The 16,016-nt window shown below is 61.1% G+C and carries 17 protein-coding genes and 1 pseudogene; 4 read left to right on the top strand and 14 right to left on the bottom strand.

All coding sequences use genetic code 11. From position 1 onward, the window contains the following. Nucleotides 1-273 precede the first annotated feature (273 nt). The 3 genes and pseudogenes from NH234_RS17595 to NH234_RS17585 form a co-directional block, all read right to left on the bottom strand. Nucleotides 274-1,452 (bottom strand): cystathionine gamma-synthase, encoded by a 1,179-nt coding sequence (locus NH234_RS17595; RefSeq protein ID WP_085731901.1) that lies wholly within the window; start codon nucleotides 1,450-1,452, stop codon nucleotides 274-276. Beyond that, complete coding sequence (locus NH234_RS17590) at nucleotides 1,449-2,825, bottom strand: pyridoxal-phosphate dependent enzyme (RefSeq protein ID WP_085711346.1); 1,377 nt, start codon at nucleotides 2,823-2,825, stop codon at nucleotides 1,449-1,451. Before NH234_RS17590 ends, NH234_RS17595 begins: the two co-directional genes overlap by 4 nt. Nucleotides 2,826-3,084: 259 nt before the next feature. Beyond that, a pseudogene (locus NH234_RS17585) lies at nucleotides 3,085-3,751 on the bottom strand (hypothetical protein). Nucleotides 3,752-4,047: 296 nt separating this feature from the next. Here NH234_RS17585 and NH234_RS17580 point away from each other — a divergent pair. Together NH234_RS17580 and map are read left to right on the top strand one after the other, a co-directional pair. Next, the gene (locus NH234_RS17580) at nucleotides 4,048-4,308 is read left to right on the top strand and encodes a ParD-like family protein (protein WP_085731900.1); all 261 of its coding nucleotides are present in this window, start codon (nucleotides 4,048-4,050) and stop codon (nucleotides 4,306-4,308) included. Beyond that, nucleotides 4,305-5,096 carry a type I methionyl aminopeptidase gene (gene map, locus NH234_RS17575; protein WP_367253595.1) on the top strand — a complete coding sequence of 264 codons (792 nt, stop codon included), beginning with the start codon at nucleotides 4,305-4,307 and terminating at the stop codon, nucleotides 5,094-5,096. Before NH234_RS17580 ends, map begins: the two co-directional genes overlap by 4 nt. A gap of 62 nt (nucleotides 5,097-5,158) precedes the next feature. On the opposite strand, the gene NH234_RS17570 is transcribed toward map, so the two are convergent. From NH234_RS17570 to ribBA, 5 genes are all read right to left on the bottom strand, one after another. Then, on the bottom strand, nucleotides 5,159-6,313 hold the full coding sequence (locus NH234_RS17570) for an ABC transporter ATP-binding protein (protein ID WP_367253594.1): 1,155 nt from the start codon (nucleotides 6,311-6,313) through the stop codon (nucleotides 5,159-5,161). 16 nt (nucleotides 6,314-6,329) lie between these two features. After that, on the bottom strand, nucleotides 6,330-7,139 hold the full coding sequence (locus NH234_RS17565; protein ID WP_085711341.1) for an ABC transporter permease: 810 nt from the start codon (nucleotides 7,137-7,139) through the stop codon (nucleotides 6,330-6,332). Nucleotides 7,140-7,145: 6 nt separating this feature from the next. Continuing rightward, a complete protein-coding gene (locus tag NH234_RS17560) occupies nucleotides 7,146-8,093 on the bottom strand; it encodes an ABC transporter permease (protein WP_085731897.1) in 948 nt (315 codons plus the stop codon). Further along, nucleotides 8,090-9,115: an ABC transporter substrate-binding protein gene (locus tag NH234_RS17555; protein WP_367253591.1), complete on the bottom strand. Its 1,026-nt coding sequence runs from the start codon at nucleotides 9,113-9,115 to the stop codon at nucleotides 8,090-8,092. The genes NH234_RS17560 and NH234_RS17555 overlap by 4 nt, the downstream gene beginning before the upstream one ends. A 166-nt stretch (nucleotides 9,116-9,281) precedes the next feature. Beyond that, on the bottom strand, nucleotides 9,282-10,391 hold the full coding sequence (gene ribBA, locus NH234_RS17550; RefSeq protein ID WP_085711338.1) for a bifunctional 3,4-dihydroxy-2-butanone-4-phosphate synthase/GTP cyclohydrolase II: 1,110 nt from the start codon (nucleotides 10,389-10,391) through the stop codon (nucleotides 9,282-9,284). 65 nt (nucleotides 10,392-10,456) lie between these two features. Between ribBA and NH234_RS17545 the strand changes: the two genes are divergently transcribed. After that, complete coding sequence (locus NH234_RS17545; RefSeq protein WP_367253590.1) at nucleotides 10,457-10,750, top strand: DUF1330 domain-containing protein; 294 nt, start codon at nucleotides 10,457-10,459, stop codon at nucleotides 10,748-10,750. 137 nt (nucleotides 10,751-10,887) lie between these two features. After that, a complete protein-coding gene (locus NH234_RS17540) occupies nucleotides 10,888-11,370 on the top strand; it encodes a hypothetical protein (protein ID WP_367253589.1) in 483 nt (160 codons plus the stop codon). A gap of 56 nt (nucleotides 11,371-11,426) precedes the next feature. Here NH234_RS17540 and NH234_RS17535 read toward each other — a convergent pair whose 3' ends face one another. The 6 genes from NH234_RS17535 to NH234_RS17510 are packed head-to-tail and all read right to left on the bottom strand — an operon-like array spanning nucleotide 11,427 to nucleotide 16,013. Continuing rightward, nucleotides 11,427-11,990: an NUDIX hydrolase gene (locus NH234_RS17535; RefSeq protein WP_367253587.1), complete on the bottom strand. Its 564-nt coding sequence runs from the start codon at nucleotides 11,988-11,990 to the stop codon at nucleotides 11,427-11,429. Between the two features lies 1 nt (nucleotide 11,991). After that, nucleotides 11,992-12,744 carry a GntR family transcriptional regulator gene (locus NH234_RS17530; RefSeq protein ID WP_085731893.1) on the bottom strand — a complete coding sequence of 251 codons (753 nt, stop codon included), beginning with the start codon at nucleotides 12,742-12,744 and terminating at the stop codon, nucleotides 11,992-11,994. A gap of 58 nt (nucleotides 12,745-12,802) precedes the next feature. Next, nucleotides 12,803-13,192 (bottom strand): carboxymuconolactone decarboxylase family protein, encoded by a 390-nt coding sequence (locus NH234_RS17525; RefSeq protein ID WP_085731892.1) that lies wholly within the window; start codon nucleotides 13,190-13,192, stop codon nucleotides 12,803-12,805. Between the two features lie 11 nt (nucleotides 13,193-13,203). Further along, nucleotides 13,204-13,689, bottom strand: coding sequence for a flavin reductase family protein (locus NH234_RS17520; RefSeq protein WP_096820064.1), 486 nt, complete (start codon nucleotides 13,687-13,689; stop codon nucleotides 13,204-13,206). A gap of 12 nt (nucleotides 13,690-13,701) precedes the next feature. After that, nucleotides 13,702-15,183 (bottom strand): aldehyde dehydrogenase, encoded by a 1,482-nt coding sequence (locus tag NH234_RS17515; RefSeq protein WP_085731890.1) that lies wholly within the window; start codon nucleotides 15,181-15,183, stop codon nucleotides 13,702-13,704. Further along, nucleotides 15,180-16,013: an alpha/beta fold hydrolase gene (locus NH234_RS17510; RefSeq protein WP_085731889.1), complete on the bottom strand. Its 834-nt coding sequence runs from the start codon at nucleotides 16,011-16,013 to the stop codon at nucleotides 15,180-15,182. The genes NH234_RS17515 and NH234_RS17510 overlap by 4 nt, the downstream gene beginning before the upstream one ends. Between the last annotated feature and the right edge of the window lie 3 nt (nucleotides 16,014-16,016).

Raw genomic sequence — 16,016 nt, 5'->3', positions numbered from 1 at the left:
TAGCGCAACACAGCGTGTTTGCTAGGCTCAAGAATGTAGGCGAAGACGCAGACTGATGCGCAAGCGGATAGCGAGGAGGCGTTGGGCGCGTTCCGAAGGGTACACGGTTAGAAAGAACCCCGCGCTGGGTTCCAGCCCTTATGCCGTGTGAAGCAGCAGAGCACATTGCCTGTACTGTGGGAGTCCTGATAAACCTCGTAAGCCAGAGACCAGCACTGGCCGCCTACTCAAACACCAAAGCCCGCCTCGTGCGGGCTTTGACGTTTTTGCGGATTAGATACTGGCCAGGGCCTGCGCCAGATCCGCCCGCAGGTCTTCGATATCCTCGACGCCCACCGACAGACGCACCAGGCTGTCACCGATGCCAAGCTTGGCACGGGTTTCGGCCGGGATGGTCGCGTGAGTCATGATCGCCGGGTGCTCGATCAAGCTTTCCACACCGCCGAGGCTTTCGGCCAGGGCGAAAATCTGCACGTTCTCCAGGAAGCGGCGAGCGCCTGCCAGATCACTGTTCAGATCCAGGGAAATCATCCCGCCGAAACCACGCATCTGACGCCTGGCCAGTTCGTGCTGCGGATGGGATTCCAGGCCAGGGTAGTAGACGCGCTTCACCTGAGGCTGTTGTTCCAGCCAGCGAGCCAGATCCAGTGCGTTACTGCAATGACGTTCCATGCGCAGCGCCAGTGTCTTCACGCCGCGCAGGGTGAGGAAAGCGTCGAACGGGCCCGAGATGGCGCCGACAGCGTTCTGCAGGAAGCCCAGGCGCTCGGCCAGCGCAGGATTGTCGCCAACCACCGCGATGCCGCCGATCACGTCGGAGTGACCGTTCAGGTATTTGGTGGTCGAGTGCAGCACGATGTCGAAACCCAGTTCCAGCGGACGCTGGATCCACGGGCTGGCGAAGGTGTTGTCGGCCACGCAGATGATCCCGCGCGCCTTGCAGATGCGCGCGATGGCGGCGAGGTCGGACAGACTCAGCAACGGGTTGGTCGGGGTTTCGACCATGACCATGCGTGTGTCGTCTTGCAACGATGCTTCGAACGCCGACAGGTCGGCCAGGTCGACGTAACTGAAACGATGCCCGGCGCTGCGCTGGCGCACCTTGTCGAACAGGCGGAACGTTCCGCCATACAAGTCATTGCCGGAGACGATGTGCGACCCGGCGTCGATCAGTTCGAGCACGGTGGAAATGGTCGCCAGCCCGGACGCGAAGGCAAACGCCTGAGTGCCACCCTCCAGATCCGCCACGCAACGCTCCAGGGCAAAACGCGTCGGGTTGTGCGAGCGGCCGTAGTCGAACCCCTTGTGCACGCCGGGGCTGTCTTGCAGATAGGTGGAGTTGGCGTAGATCGGCGGCATCAGCGCGCCGGTGGTCGGGTCCGGCGTTTGTCCGGCGTGGATCACGCGAGTGGCGAAACCCTGCGGGCGGGCGTTCTTGTCGTGCTGACTCATGCAAGGGATCTCCGTAGTTGGTTGAGCATGTCGACGCGGGTGATCAGGCCGTGGAAGCCCGAGGCGTCGGCAATGATCGCCACCAGGCCGCTGCTGAGCACGGCTTCCAGTTCAGCCAGGGTCGCGGCGGGGGCGAGGGTTTGCAGTTTGTCCGTCATCGCGCTGGCGACGGGTTTGCTGAAGAGCGTGGCATCTTCGTGTACGCGCACCAGGATGTCCGATTCGTCGATCACGCCGACCAGTTGTTTGCCTTCCACCAGCACCGGCAGTTGCGAAACATCCGCCAGGCGCATGCGTTGGAACGCGGTCATCAGGGTGTCGTCCGGGCCGACGCTGACCACTTTGCCGTCTTCGAAGCGACGGGCAATGAGGTCGCGCAAATCGCCGTAGCGTTTGCGCTGCAACAGGCCCTGATCGGTCATCCACTGGTCGTTGTAGACCTTCGACAGGTAGCGAGTACCGGTGTCGCAGACGAAGCTGACCACACGTTTCGGCACAGTCTGCTCACGGCAGTAACGCAGCGCGGCAGCGAGCAGGGTGCCGGTGGACGAACCACCGAGAATGCCCTCGGAACGCAGCAACTGGCGGGCGTGATCGAAGCTTTCTTCGTCGCTGATCGAGTAGGCGCTGCGCACGCTCGACAGGTCGGTGATCGACGGAATGAAGTCTTCGCCGATGCCTTCCACCGCCCACGAACCGGCAGTGCCGAGGTGCTTGCTGCGGCTGTATTCAGCCATGACCGAACCGACCGGGTCGGCCAGGACCATCTCGAGGTCTGGTTGTACGCGTTTGAAGAAACGGGTCAGGCCGGTCAGCGTACCGGCGGAACCGACGCCGACCACGATGGCATCCAGATCATGCTCGGTTTGCGCCCAGATTTCCGGCGCGGTGCTGCATTCGTGGGCCAGCGGGTTGGCGGGGTTGTTGAACTGGTCGGCGAAGAATGCGCCGGGGATGTCTTTCGCCAGACGGGCGGCGACGTCCTGGTAATACTCGGGGTGGCCCTTGCCGACATCGGAGCGGGTGATGTGCACTTCGGCGCCCATGGCCTTGAGGTGCAGGACTTTTTCCGTGGACATCTTGTCCGGCACCACCAGCACGACGCGGTAGCCCTTGGCGCGGCCTACCAATGCCAGGCCCAGGCCGGTGTTGCCGGCAGTGGCTTCAACGATGGTGCCACCGGGTTGCAGGCGACCGTCGCGCTCGGCGGCGTCGATCATCGCCAGGCCGATACGATCCTTGATCGAGCCGCCGGGGTTCTGGGATTCGAGCTTGAGAAACAGAGTGCACAGACCGGTATCGAAGCGGGTGACTTGTACCAGCGGAGTATTGCCGATCAGCCCAAGTACGGCAGGGCGTGATTCCTTTGACATTTCTTCACCTCTTTGTGGTGTTGATCGCGTTCCATTCGCGGGGGAAAAGCTCGCGTGCAACATAGGCGCAGACATCAACTGTCGCAACCATTAGTCAGCGTGCAATTCAGCCATTTCGATCTAACCATAGAACGAAATCAGAGAGGGGAAGGGAGCGATTTACCGAGGTTTACACAGAGGCGTCATCGAGTATTCAAAGGGCGTCTTCAGCGGCATGAACAGCTTGATCTGACGATGAATATCCGGCTGCGAAAACCGATCAGTGGTTGCTCATAAGGCCGTGCAGAACACCCAGCCTCAAACCGGTTTCCGACGGCTGCATTTGCGCGATGCCGAACACCTTGAAGGCGGCGAGCATGACCACCAGACCGCCGGGCAGGATGCTCTGACGATGGGGCTGCAGACCGGCGAGTTTCAGTTGCCGCACATTGCTGACTTCCAGCAGGCGAAGCGACAGCCGCAACAGGCCGCCGTAGGTGATGCCGCCATGACCGTAGTCGTTCAGGCGATTGGCCTTGAGCACTTTGGCCAACATCCGTGCCGTGCCCGAGGAGCCGATGGTCTGCTGCCAGCCCTGGGCGCGATAGCGGCGGGCGACTTTCTCGAATTGCAGGATGGCCACACGCTCAGCCTCTTGAAGGGCTCCGGGGGAAATCTCGCCATTGCGAAAGTAGCGGGCGCTCAGGGCCCTGCTCGAATCCGCGCAGCTTTTTGCCGAACCGCGCCAAGGCCTGCCAGCCGCGATCCAGCGCCATTTCGTCGAGCGCCCGGCCATCGAATCCCTCGGCCAGCCGCACCGGTTCACGCAAGGTTTTCACTTCCTGAATCATGAAGCCCTTTCTGCTGCGGACCGACTGGCCGATCATCATTCGAAACGCATTCGAACCGAGATCGATGGCAGCAAATACCGAGGCGTCTTCTTTCATGGGAATCCTTGCAAAATCCACCGCCCCAGGCCCGGGCGGTTTGCGAGGATTCTGCAATGGCTTCAATGACAACCTGATGACGCGCGGAGGGCGGTTCAATGAATCTAGCGCTGTCATGACACTGTCATTATCGGGTGTCCATACTTGCCCTCAATACATCGCGTGCTTTTCATGATTTTGGCTGCCAACTCTGGCAGCTTTTTTTTGCCTGCGATTTGACTCGTCAGCGAAATTTGCAATTCTAAGGAATGCCCGATTAATATACGTTCCATATATATTCCATATCGGATTTTGTCATGGGCATCGTAAAGATTTCAGAGGACATGCACGAGAATCTGCGCATCTCCAGCAACGCACTGAGCCGCTCGATCAACGCGCAGGCCGAGCACTGGATGCGCATCGGCATGCTCGCCGAGCTCTATCCCGACCTTGATCACCACGCCATTTGCCGGTTGCTGATTCGCGCCGAGCTGGCGGGTGGTCTGGATCTGCAACAAATCTGTGCCTTGGCCGATGCCGCGCAGAACATCCCGGTTCAAGAGGCAGCCAAGGCATGAGAAACCCGATCAAGATCAATACCCGGGCTGAAATCGCCCAATCCCGCGTGGCCGGCCAACTGGCAGCCGAGGTACTGGCGATGCTGGTGCCGCACGTCAAGGCTGGCGTTACCACTGATCAACTCGACCGCTTGTGCAACGACTACATCGTCAATGTGCAGAAAGCCATTCCGGCCAACGTCGGTTATCACGGCTTCCCGAAAACCGTCTGCGCGTCGGTCAACGACGTGGTCTGTCACGGCATTCCATCGGGCACGCCTTTGAAGGATGGCGACATCCTCAACCTCGACATCGCCGTGATCAAGGACGGCTGGTTCGGTGACACCAGCCGCATGTACGTGGTCGGCGAGGCTTCAGCCGAGGCGCAGCATCTGATCAAGACCACCTATGAGGCCATGTGCGCCGGTATTCGCGTGGTGCGTCCGGGCGCCACCCTGGGTGACATCGGTCATGCGATTCAAAGTCTGGCGGAAAGGGAAGGTTTCAGCGTGGTGCGCGAATACTGCGGGCACGGGATCGGCAAGGTCTATCACGATGAGCCGCAAGTGCTGCATTACGGCTACCCGAATCAGGGCCTGAAGCTGAAAGCGGGGATGATCTTCACCATTGAGCCGATGCTCAATGCCGGCAAGCGCCATGTGAAGAACATGCCGGATGGCTGGACCGTGCTGACCAAGGATGGCTCGCTGTCGGCGCAGTGGGAACACATGGTGGCGGTGACGGAGGACGGGTTTGAGGTGTTGACGACCTGGCCTGATCAGATCGAAGGTTTTACGGCCATCGCTTGAAAAAAAGGCCACCGCAACCCGACGTTGCGGTGGCCGCAAGTAACACGCGAAACGTCCGCAGGTCAGTGAGCACCCGCGGCTTTGTTCAGATCGCTTTCGGCCCACTCGGTGTAGACGCAGGCATCAGACGTCGCCCAGCGCACCTGCACCGGATCGCCAGCCTTCAACGGCATCCCCGCCGCCGACAGCGCCTTCACCGTCATCGAAGTCCCGCCGGAAGTCACCACACTGCAGGTCTGGCTCTCACCCAGAAACAGCACCTCGACCACCTTCGCCGAAACTTCGTTCCAACCCGCCGCCAACGGCTCGTCATTCGCCTGCTGCACACTCAACGCCAACGCCTTTTCCGGGCGCACCATCAGCAAAACATCCTGCCCGGTCTGCAATCCGGCAGTCAGGCGAATCGACAGCGACTGCCCTTCAAAACTCGCCGCGCCGTTGCCCTGTGCCTTGAGCTTGAGGAAGTTCGAGTTGCCGAGGAACGACGCCACAAATGCATTCGGCGGATTCTGGTACAGGTCATAACCGCTGCCGAGCCCGACAATCTTGCCGTGACTGAAAATCGCGATGCGCTGGGACAGGCGCATGGCTTCTTCCTGATCGTGGGTCACGTAGACGATGGTGATGCCGAGGCGGCGGTGCAGTTGGCGCAATTCATCCTGCAAATCTTCACGAAGTTTCTTGTCCAGCGCGCCGAGGGGTTCGTCCATCAACAGGATGCGTGGCTCGTAAACCAGCGCCCGGGCGATGGCGACCCGTTGCTGCTGGCCGCCGGACAGTTGCGAAGGGCGGCGATGGGCGAACTGCTCCAGTTGCACCAGTTTCAGCATCGCGTCGACACGTTTGTCACGCTCGGCCGCCGCGAGTTTGCGGATCGCCAGCGGGAACGCGATGTTGTCGCGCACCGACAGATGCGGGAACAGCGAGTAACGCTGGAACACCATGCCGATGTCGCGCTTGTGCGGCGGCACGTTGACCAGCGACTGGCCGTTGACCAGGATCTCGCCGCTGCTCGGGGTTTCGAACCCGGCGAGCATCGACAGTGTGGTGCTTTTGCCCGAGCCGCTGGAGCCGAGAAAGGTCAGGAACTCGCCGTCCTTGATGTCCAGCGAGATGTTGTCCACGGCGGCGAAATCGCCGTAGTGCTTGTTCAGGTTGCGCAGGCTGACCAGGGGTTTGTCGTTCTGCTGGGATGCGTCTTTGATCACGGCACTCATGTCGTACTCCTGGCGCTCAGGCGCTGATTTCGTTGCGCCGGCGCAGCGCGGCGGCGATCACCATGACCAATACCGACAGGCCGATCAGCAGCGTCGAGGCGACGGCGATCACGGGCGTCAGGTCCTGGCGCAGGGTGGTCCACATTTTCACGGGAAGGGTTTGCAGGGTCGGGCTGGCCATCATCACGCTCAGCACTACTTCGTCCCACGAAACCAGGAAAGCGAAGAGGGCGCCGGCCACCATCCCCGGACGAATCGCCGGAAAGGTCACCTTGAACACCGCTTGCAGGCGTGACGCCCCGCAGATCACCGCCGCATCTTCAATCGACTGATCGAACAGCTTCAGCGAGTTGATGATCGAGATGATGGTGAACGGCAGCGCAACGATCACATGGCTGACGACGAAGGCGAACATCGTCCCGGTGTAGCCGAGCTTGAGGAACAGCGCGTACACCGCCACGGCGATGATCACCAGCGGCACGATCATCGGCAGGGTGAACAGGCCGTAGAGCATTTCCCGGCCGGGGAAGCGTCCGCGCACCAGGGCAAAAGCAGTCGGCAAACCTAGGGCCACGGCGCAGATCGTGGTCAGTACCGCAACCTTGAGGCTGGCTGCCGCTGCGTTCATCCAGTCGGCGTTGGAGAAGAACTGGCCGTACCATTTCAGCGTCCAGCCCGGCGGCGGGAATACCAGCCACTGGGACGAGCCGAACGACAGCAGGACAATAAAAACGATCGGCAGCAGCAGAAACAGCGCGATCAGCCCGGTGGTGGCGTACAGGCCGAAGCGCATCCGGCGGCTCATGGCATTGGGGGTCAGGAGCATCTCGGCTTACCTCGCGTTACTGGCGCCAACCGGGGATTCCGGCTGCAGCTTCAGGTAGACGTAGAACAGCACCAGCGTGATGACGATCAGCAACGCGGCGCCGGCGCTGGCCAGGCCCCAGTTGAGGAACGACTGCACCTGCTGAATGATGAACTCCGGCAGCATCATGTTCTGCGCCCCGCCCAGCAGCGCCGGGGTGACGTAGTAACCGAGCGACATCACGAACACCATCAACCCGCCGGACGCCAGACCCGGCCGGCACAGCGGCAGGAACACCCGGAAGAAGTTGGTCCACGGGCTCGCGCCACAGATCGAGCCGGCCTGCAGGATCATCGGGTCGATGGCCTGCATGGTCGCCTGCAACGGCAGCACGATGAACGGGATCATGATGTAGCTCATGCCGATCACCACGCCGGTCAGGTTGTGCACCATTTCCAGCGGCTGATCGATGATGCCCATGGCCATCAAGGCTTTATTGATGACGCCCGAAGCCTGTAACAGCACCAGCCACGAATAGGTGCGGGCGAGGAGACTGGTCCACATCGACAGCAGCACGATGTTGAGGATCCAGCGGCCCCAGCCGCGCGGCACCAGAGTGATCGCCCATGCCAGCGGAAAGCCCAGCAACAGGCTGAACACCGTCACCAGTCCTGCCACCGAGAAGGTGTTGAACAGCACCCGTGCGTAAGCCGAGTTGGCGAACAGTTGTTCGTAGTTACCAAGGCCCGGCACCGGTTCCAGCACGCCGCGCAACAGCAGGCCAATCAACGGCGCGAGAAAGAACAGGCCGAGGAACAGCAGCGCCGGCGCGAGGTTGCCGGCGCCGCGCCAGCGTTGCTTGAGGGACGGGGCTGGCGCCATCGTACTGGCCTTTTTTCCGGCGGCCGACCCGGCAGCGCTGGCGGCGCTCCCGGTGGCAGTGGAGGGACGGGACGCGGTGGCCGCCATTTTCATTTGACCAGCCATTCGTTCCACCGTGTCGCGATGGACTGGCCATTCTTGGCCCAGTACGCGAAATCAAGAGTGATCTGATCCTTAGCGTAGGCAGTCGGCAGGTTCGGGGCCAGCGTCGAGTCCAGACGCTGCACACTGTCGACGTTGACCGGGGCATAGGCGGTCAGGTTGGAGAAGTCCGCTTGACCCTTGGCACTGCTGGCGCTGGCCAGGAACTTCATCGCCGCGTCCTTGTTTTTCGAGCCCTTTGGCACGACCAGAATGTCAGCCATTACGAGGTTCTGTTTCCAGCTCACGCCCACCGGTGCGCCGTCTTCTTGCAGGGCGTGAATCCGGCCGTTCCAGAACTGGCCCATGCTCGCTTCACCGGAGGCCAGCAGTTGCTGCGATTGCGCGCCGCCGCCCCACCAGACGATGTCTTTCTTGATGGTGTCGAGTTTCTTGAAGGCGCGATCCAGGTCCAGCGGGTAGAGCTTGTCGGCCGGTACGCCGTCGGCGAGCAGGGCCAGTTCAAGCACGCCGGGGCTCGGCCATTTGTACAGGGCGCGTTTGCCGGGGTAGGTCTTGGTGTCGAACAGTGCGCTCCAGTCCTGCGGCTTGTTGGCGCCGAGTTTGCCCTCGTTATAGCCGAGGACGAAGGAGAAGAAGAACGAGCCGACGCCATAGTCGCTGACGAAGCGTGGGTCGATCTTGTCGCGCTGGATCTGTTTGAAATCGAGGGGTTCGAGCAGGCCCTCGGACGCGGCGCGCAGGGCGAAATCGGCTTCGACGTCGACCACGTCCCATTGAACGTTGCCGCTTTCGACCATGGCCTTGAGTTTGCCGTAGTCGGTCGGGCCGTCCTGCACGACGGTGATGCCGCTGGCCTTGCTGAACGGATCAGCCCAAGCCTGTTTCTGCGCATCCTGGGTGCTACCGCCCCAGCTGACAAAGTTCACACTCTCGGCGGCCATCGCGGCCTGACCGGTCACGCTCAGCAGTCCCGCAAGAAAGATCGCGGTTGCAGCTTTGTTCAACACCATTTTTACGCCCTCATTGTTGTGTTTTTGAGCGGGCTTGCGTTGTTGCCCGCCTGTCGGGAGCAGTAGCTGGACGGTTTTTCAGGTCGTCCGGTCTATGGAATATCATATTATGGTATTCCAAACTTTGTGCAAGCACTTTGCCTTACCGGCTATCTGGCAAACAGGGTTATTCGGTGAACGGAATGCTCTCGACCACTTCCAGATCGTAGCCAGTCAAACCGGCGTATTTCAGCGGCGGGCCCAGGTGGCGCAGCTTGCCGACGCCCAGGTTCTGCAGAATCTGCGCCCCGGTGCCAACCTCCGAATAGATCCGCGATTGCGAACGACTGAACTGCCGTGGCGGCTGTGTCAGTTGCGGCACCCGCTCCAGCAACGCCTGCGACGACTCATGATTGGCCAGCACCACGACCACGCCATGGCCTTCGGCGGCGACCCGTTGCAGCGCTGCCCACAGCGTCCAGTTCGTCGGCCCGCTGTACTCGGCGCCGACCAGATCCCGCAGCGGGTCGATCACATGCACACGCACCAGCGTCGGTTCCTCACGGCGCAATTCACCCATGACCATCGCCATGTGTACGCCGCCCTCGATGCGGTCTTCGAAGGTGATCAAACGGAAGGTGCCATGCACCGTCGGCAATTCCCGTTCGCCGATGCGTTCGATGGTGTGTTCGGTGCTCAGGCGATAGTGGATCAGGTCGGCGATGGTGCCGATCTTGATCCCGTGCTTGCGCGCAAAGACTTCCAGATCCGGACGACGGGCCATGGTGCCGTCGTCGTTCATCACCTCGACGATCACCGAGGCCGGGGTGAAACCCGCCAGACGCGCCAGATCGCAACCGGCCTCGGTGTGGCCGGCACGGGTCAGCACGCCACCTTCCTTGGCGCGCAGCGGGAAGATATGGCCGGGTTGCACCAAGTCTTCTGCGCGAGCATTTGGCGCCACCGCAGCGGCCACCGTACAAGCGCGGTCAGCGGCGGAAATCCCGGTAGTCACGCCGACCGCCGCTTCAATGGAAACTGTGAACGCGGTGCTGAACACGCTGCCATTGCTCGGTACCATCTGCTCCAGCCCCAGGCGCTGGCAGTGATCGTCGGTCAACGTCAGGCAGATCAGCCCCCGAGCCTCACGAGCCATGAAACTGATCGCTTCGGGCGTGCAACGGTCGGCGGCCAGTAGCAGGTCGCCTTCGTTTTCCCGGTCTTCGTCATCGACCAGCAACACCATTTTGCCGAGGCGATAATCTTCGATGATTTCTTCGATGCTGTTGAAGGCCATGCTGGACTCTCGATGTGGATGAAATTCGTGGTATACCATAATACAAATTCAACCAAGAGGTCACTATGAAGGCGTACTGGATTGCTCACGTGGACATCACCGATCCCGATCACTACAGCCAATACACCCAGCGCGCGCCGAAAGCGTTCGCCGAGTTTGGTGCGAAGTTTCTGGCGAGAGGCGGGCGCAGCGAAGCGATGGAAGGCCGGACGACGCCGCAGCGCAGTGTGGTGATCGAGTTCGACAGTTACGAGCAGGCGGTGGCGTGCTATCGCTCGGCGGCGTATCAGGAAGCGAAGTGCTACCGGGAGGAGTGGGCGAGGGCGGAGATCGTTATTGTCGAAGGGATGGCGCCGTAACGTCTTGCCTGTAAACCCGCAGGAACCACAGAATCGAACATGGCCGCGATCTTTTGTTTTTTTCTGGATCAGGAGATCGCCTGCCGGATGGGATTTAATGCCTGCGGTTTTGCACGGGTTGCTCTAAGGGAATATTGATGCGCATGACAAAAGGAATGTTTACAGGTACGCGAGTGGGTCTCTGGCTAGTGGCTGCTCTATTGGTAAATGCGGTCTTTCTGGCTTTTCTGATTTTGGGGAACAGTGCGAAGGGACGCGATCTGGAGATGGTTAAAACCCAAGAACCACTGCTGATCGAAGGGCAAGGTGGCGATGACAATTACTATGTCCTGCCGATGGGAACAACGCTTTATCACGATAAAAGCTTTCCTGAAGGGCACGATCGTTATGTGGTGTATCTGAATCACAAAGGTGCCATTGCCCACGAAGAAACCCCAATGAAGCCTGAATATGGCGGTTCTTTTATCGATCCTCTTTGGCTGGCCAATATTGATGCCGATACCTTGAAAGACATTTTCAAGCGTTTCCCGCTCTCCAGGAAAGACATCTTCGCTGCTCTCAAAGCCAATGAAATCACCAAAGATGATCTGGCTGACATCATTCGTTCGATGCCGGACTGAATAGACATCGACCGAAGAGTCGGGCGGGCTCTGTATCTCTTGCAAGTGACGGCTGATCAACGCATGAAATGAATCTTGCCACTGTCGTCATTACCCATATACATGCCATACACCCCGGCCTGGCGTTCCTCGATGTAGCGTTCGAGGATCTGCCGGATCGCCGGGTAGTAGATCTGGTCCCACGGGATGTCTTCGGGGGCGAAGAATTTGCAGTCCTGGGTTTCCGGGCCGTATTGGCCGGTGATTTCCAGTGCGAGGGCGCGGAAGATGATGTAGACCTCGCTGATCTTCGGCACGCTGAAGATCGAGTACGGCGAGACGATTTCCGCGCGCACGCCGCTTTCTTCCCAGACTTCGCGCAGGGCGGCCTGTTCGGTGGTTTCGCCGCTTTCCATGAAACCGGCGGGCAGGGTCCAGGTGCCCGGGCGCGGAGGAATCGCCCGTTGGCACAAGAGGTATTTGCCGTCCTGCTCAATGATGCAGCCGGCGATGATTTTCGGGTTCACATAGTGGATGTAGCCGCAGCCGCGGCACATCAGGCGCTCGTGCGTATCGCCCGGCGGCACCTGCTGACCAAGGTCAGCGCCACCGCATTTCGGGCAAAAGCTCGGGCTGAACATGTCAGTGACCTATGCGCGGTTCTTTCAGCGCGATGGGCAGGGTGATCGCCGGTGTGGCGCCGGTTTCTTCCTGTTTGCGCTTCAGGTAATCGAGGGCCACTGCCGCCGCCGCACGAACGTGATCGACGCACGCCTGATGCGCCGCCAGCGGATCGCCGCTCTTGATCGCCTCGACCATTTTTTCCATCTCGTGATTACTGGCGCCGCGACGGTTTTCCTGGGATACCGACGTTGCTCGCAGGTAGCTGATGCGCGCCTGCAACTGACGCAACTGGGTGGCCGCCACATGGTTGCCCGAGCCTTCCAGCAGCACGTCGTAGAAACCCTGCACCGAGTCGATCACCTGTTGCAACTCGCCGTCCTTGAGCGCCTTGCGGTTCTCGTCGAGGGCTTTTTCCAGGGCCTTGATGTCCTTGGCCTTGGCGCGCAGGGTGAACAACTGGACGATCAGGCCTTCGAGTACGCAGCGCAGTTCATAGATGTCGACGGCATCGGCGAGGGTGATGATCGCCACGCGCGGACCCTTGGCGTCGGCGAACTCCACCAGGCCTTCGGATTCCAGGTGACGCAAGGCTTCCCGGACCGACGTACGGCTCACGCCCAGGCGATCGCACAGATCGCGCTCCACCAGGCGATCGCCCGGTAGCAGCTGGAAGTTCATGATGGCGCTTCGCAGTTTATCCAGCACGATTTCGCGCAGGGTGACGGGGTTGCGATTGACCTTGAAGCTGTCGTCGAGTGGCAGGCGTTTCATGGGGTCCGCTCTTTAAGGTGGCTGTCCATGCCAGACGGGCATCAAAACAGCCGAGGGGTTAACTGGAGGCCTCGGCGTCGGCTTCGGCGAAGGCTTCACGGGCGAGCCGGAAACTGTCCACGGCTGCCGGGACGCCGCAATAAATACCGACCTGAAGCAGAATTTCGCGTATTTGCTCACGACTCAGGCCGTTACGCAAGGCGCCACGCACATGCAGTTTCAGTTCGTGCGGGCGGTTCAGCGCGGAGATCATCGCCAGGTTGATCATGCTGCGCTCCTTGAGCGACAGGCCCTCGCGCCCCCAGACATGGCCCCAGCAGTATTCGGTGACCATTTCCTGCAGCGGGCGGTTGAAGTCGTCGGCGTTCTTGATCGAGCGCTGCACATAGTCTTTGCCGAGCACCTGGGTGCGGATCTTCAGGCCTTGCTCATATTTCTCGTTGCTCATGTGTCCTCCGCTCAACCCAGTGTCGGCAACGCGCCGAGCTTGCCCTTGTGATAAATCATCGGCGTCACCGGTTGCTCCGGCAGGATCAGGTTCTTCACCGCGCCAACGATGATCGCGTGGTCGCCGCCGTCGTATTCGCGCCACAGCTCGCACTCGATGATCGCCGTGGCCTTGGCGAGGATCGGGTTACCGAGCTCGCTCAAATGCCAGTCGATGCCGTTGGCCTTGTCCTTGCCTTTGCCAGCGAAAGCGTAGGCCTCGGCGGTCTGGTCGGCGGACAGCAAATGGATCGCGAAACGCTTGCTGTCGCGCAGCACCGGGTAGGTGTCGGAGGCGTAGTTGGGGCAGAACAGTACCAGCGCCGGATCAATCGACAGCGCACTGAAGGCGCTGGCGGTGATCCCGACGATGCCGCCGTCCGGGTCGAGGGTGGTGACCACCGTGACCCCGGACGGAAACGAGCTCATGACGTCTTTGTAAATGCCGGGTTCGATCATGTCGCTGGACTCCTAGCGCATCACAAACGGATCAGGCATCGGTGCCTGGGAGAGGTTGATCCACACCGTTTTCAGTTCGGTGTAGGCCAGCACCGAGTCGATGCCGCTTTCGCGTCCATAGCCACTGTTCTTGAAGCCTCCGATCGGTGCCATCGCCGACACCGCGCGGTAGGTGTTGACCCAGATGATTCCCGAACGCACGTCCCGGGCCAGGCGATGGGCGCGGCCCAGATCACGGGTCCAGATGCCGGCGGCGAGGCCGAACTGCGAGTCGTTGGCAATCGCCAGTGCTTCGGCTTCATCTTTGAAACGAATCACCGAGGCCACCGGACCAAAGACTTCTTCCTGCATGATCTTCATCGAATTGCGGTCGCACTCGAACAGCGTCGGTTCATAGAACCAGCCGTCACCGACGCCACTCGGGCGCTTGCCACCCAGTCGCAGGCGCGCACCCTCAGCGATGGCATCAGCCACCAGACCTTCAACCACCGCCAGTTGCTGCGCGGTAGCCATCGGGCCCATCTCGCTGCTGTCATCCTGCGGGTTACCGATGCGGATGCGCCGGGCGCGTTCCACCAGTCGGCTGACGAACTCGTCGTAGATTTCGTCCTGCACCAGCAGTCGCGAACCGGATACGCAGCTCTGGCCGGACGCCGCGTAAATCCCGGCAATTGCACCATTGATTGCGCTGTCGAGATCAGCGTCGGCGAAGATGATGTTCGGCGACTTGCCGCCCAGTTCCAGCGACAGCTTGGCGAAATTCTCGGCGCTGCTGCGCACCACATGTCGGGCCGTGGCCGCGCCGCCGGTGAAGGCGATCTTGCGGATCAGTGGATGACGGGTGAGGGCGGCGCCGGTGCTCGGGCCGTAACCGGTGACGACGTTGACCACGCCCGGTGGAATTCCGGCTTCGAGGGCCAGGCGCGCCAATTCCAGAATGGTCGCCGAGGCGTGTTCCGACGGCTTGATCACGATGGTGTTGCCCGCTGCCAGCGCCGGCGCCAGTTTGATCGCGGTCAGATAGAGCGGGCTGTTCCACGGAATGATCGCGGCGACCACACCCATGGCTTCGTGCACGGTGTAGGCAAACAGGTCGGGCTTGTCCAGCGGCAGGGTGCCGCCTTCGAGCTTGTCGGCAAGGCCGGCAGTGTAGTGGAAAAACTCCGGCAGATAACCGACCTGACCCCGAGTTTCGCGGATCAGTTTGCCGTTGTCGCGGCTTTCCAGCTGCGCCAGTTGTTCCTTGTTTTCTGCGATCAGGTCACCGAGACGACGCAGCAGCTTGCCGCGAGCGGTGGCGGTCAGGCCACGCCATGCCGGGCTTTCGAAGGCGGTCTGTGCGGCTTGCACGGCGCGTTCGACATCGGCTTCATCGGCGTCGGGCAGTTCGGCCCAAGGCTCGGCCAGCGCAGGGTTGAGGCTTTCGAAAGTCTTGCCGGAGAGGGCGTCGACCCATTCTCCGCCGATGCACATCTGGAAGCGTGCGAGTGTCATGCAACGATCCCCTTTATATGGTTTTGTCGGGCGTGTGCGGTTTCGAGAAATTCCAGCAGTGTCTGGTTCACCAGCCGAGGCGACTCTACCGGCATCATATGCCGTTGCTCGGGCAGCACGGCAACCTTCGCGCCGGGAATGCGCGCGGCCAGTTGCTCGGCCATTTCCGGCGTCGATCCGGGGTCCAGCTCGCCGGTGGCGATTAGCGTCGGCGCCTGAATGCTGCCCAGATCGTCGGCGCGGTACATGTCCTGGGTGGCGAACAATTCGTAGGTGGTCAGGTAACCCTGCGGGTCATTGCCGGCCAGGGTCTGGCGAATCGCGGCGATCTGCGCCGGGTTGGCCGCCTGATACTCACGGCTGAACCAGCGCGACAGCGCCGCTTCGGCATTCGCGTCCGGCCCATGTTCGGCAGCCTGCGCGGTGCGGGCGATGACCCCGGCGCGCTGCTCTTCGCTGCGGTTGAACACGCTGTTGAGCACCACCAGGCTTTTCAGGCGCTCCGGGTAATGCAGGGCAAAGGCCCGCGCCACCAGACCGCCCATGGAAAAACCGATCACTGATGCCAAGGGCAATTGCAGGTGGTCGAGCAGCTCCAGCAACTGATCGGCATAACCGAGCAGGGCGGTGCCGCTGGCCGGTCGCGGGCTGGCGCCATGGCCGAGCATGTCGTAGGCGATCACCCGGTATTGCGTGGCCAGGCCAACGATCTGGCCGCCCCACATTTCTTTGTTCAGGCCCACACCGTGGATCAACACCACGGGTTGGCCTTGGCCGGTCGCCAGATAACTGGTGCCGGCCGGGGTGAGTTCAGCGGTAGGCCGAATCATGGA

Source organism: Pseudomonas sp. stari2 (assembly GCF_040760005.1).
Classification (GTDB): domain Bacteria; phylum Pseudomonadota; class Gammaproteobacteria; order Pseudomonadales; family Pseudomonadaceae; genus Aquipseudomonas.
This window is presented reverse-complemented; position numbering and strand designations above follow the sequence as displayed.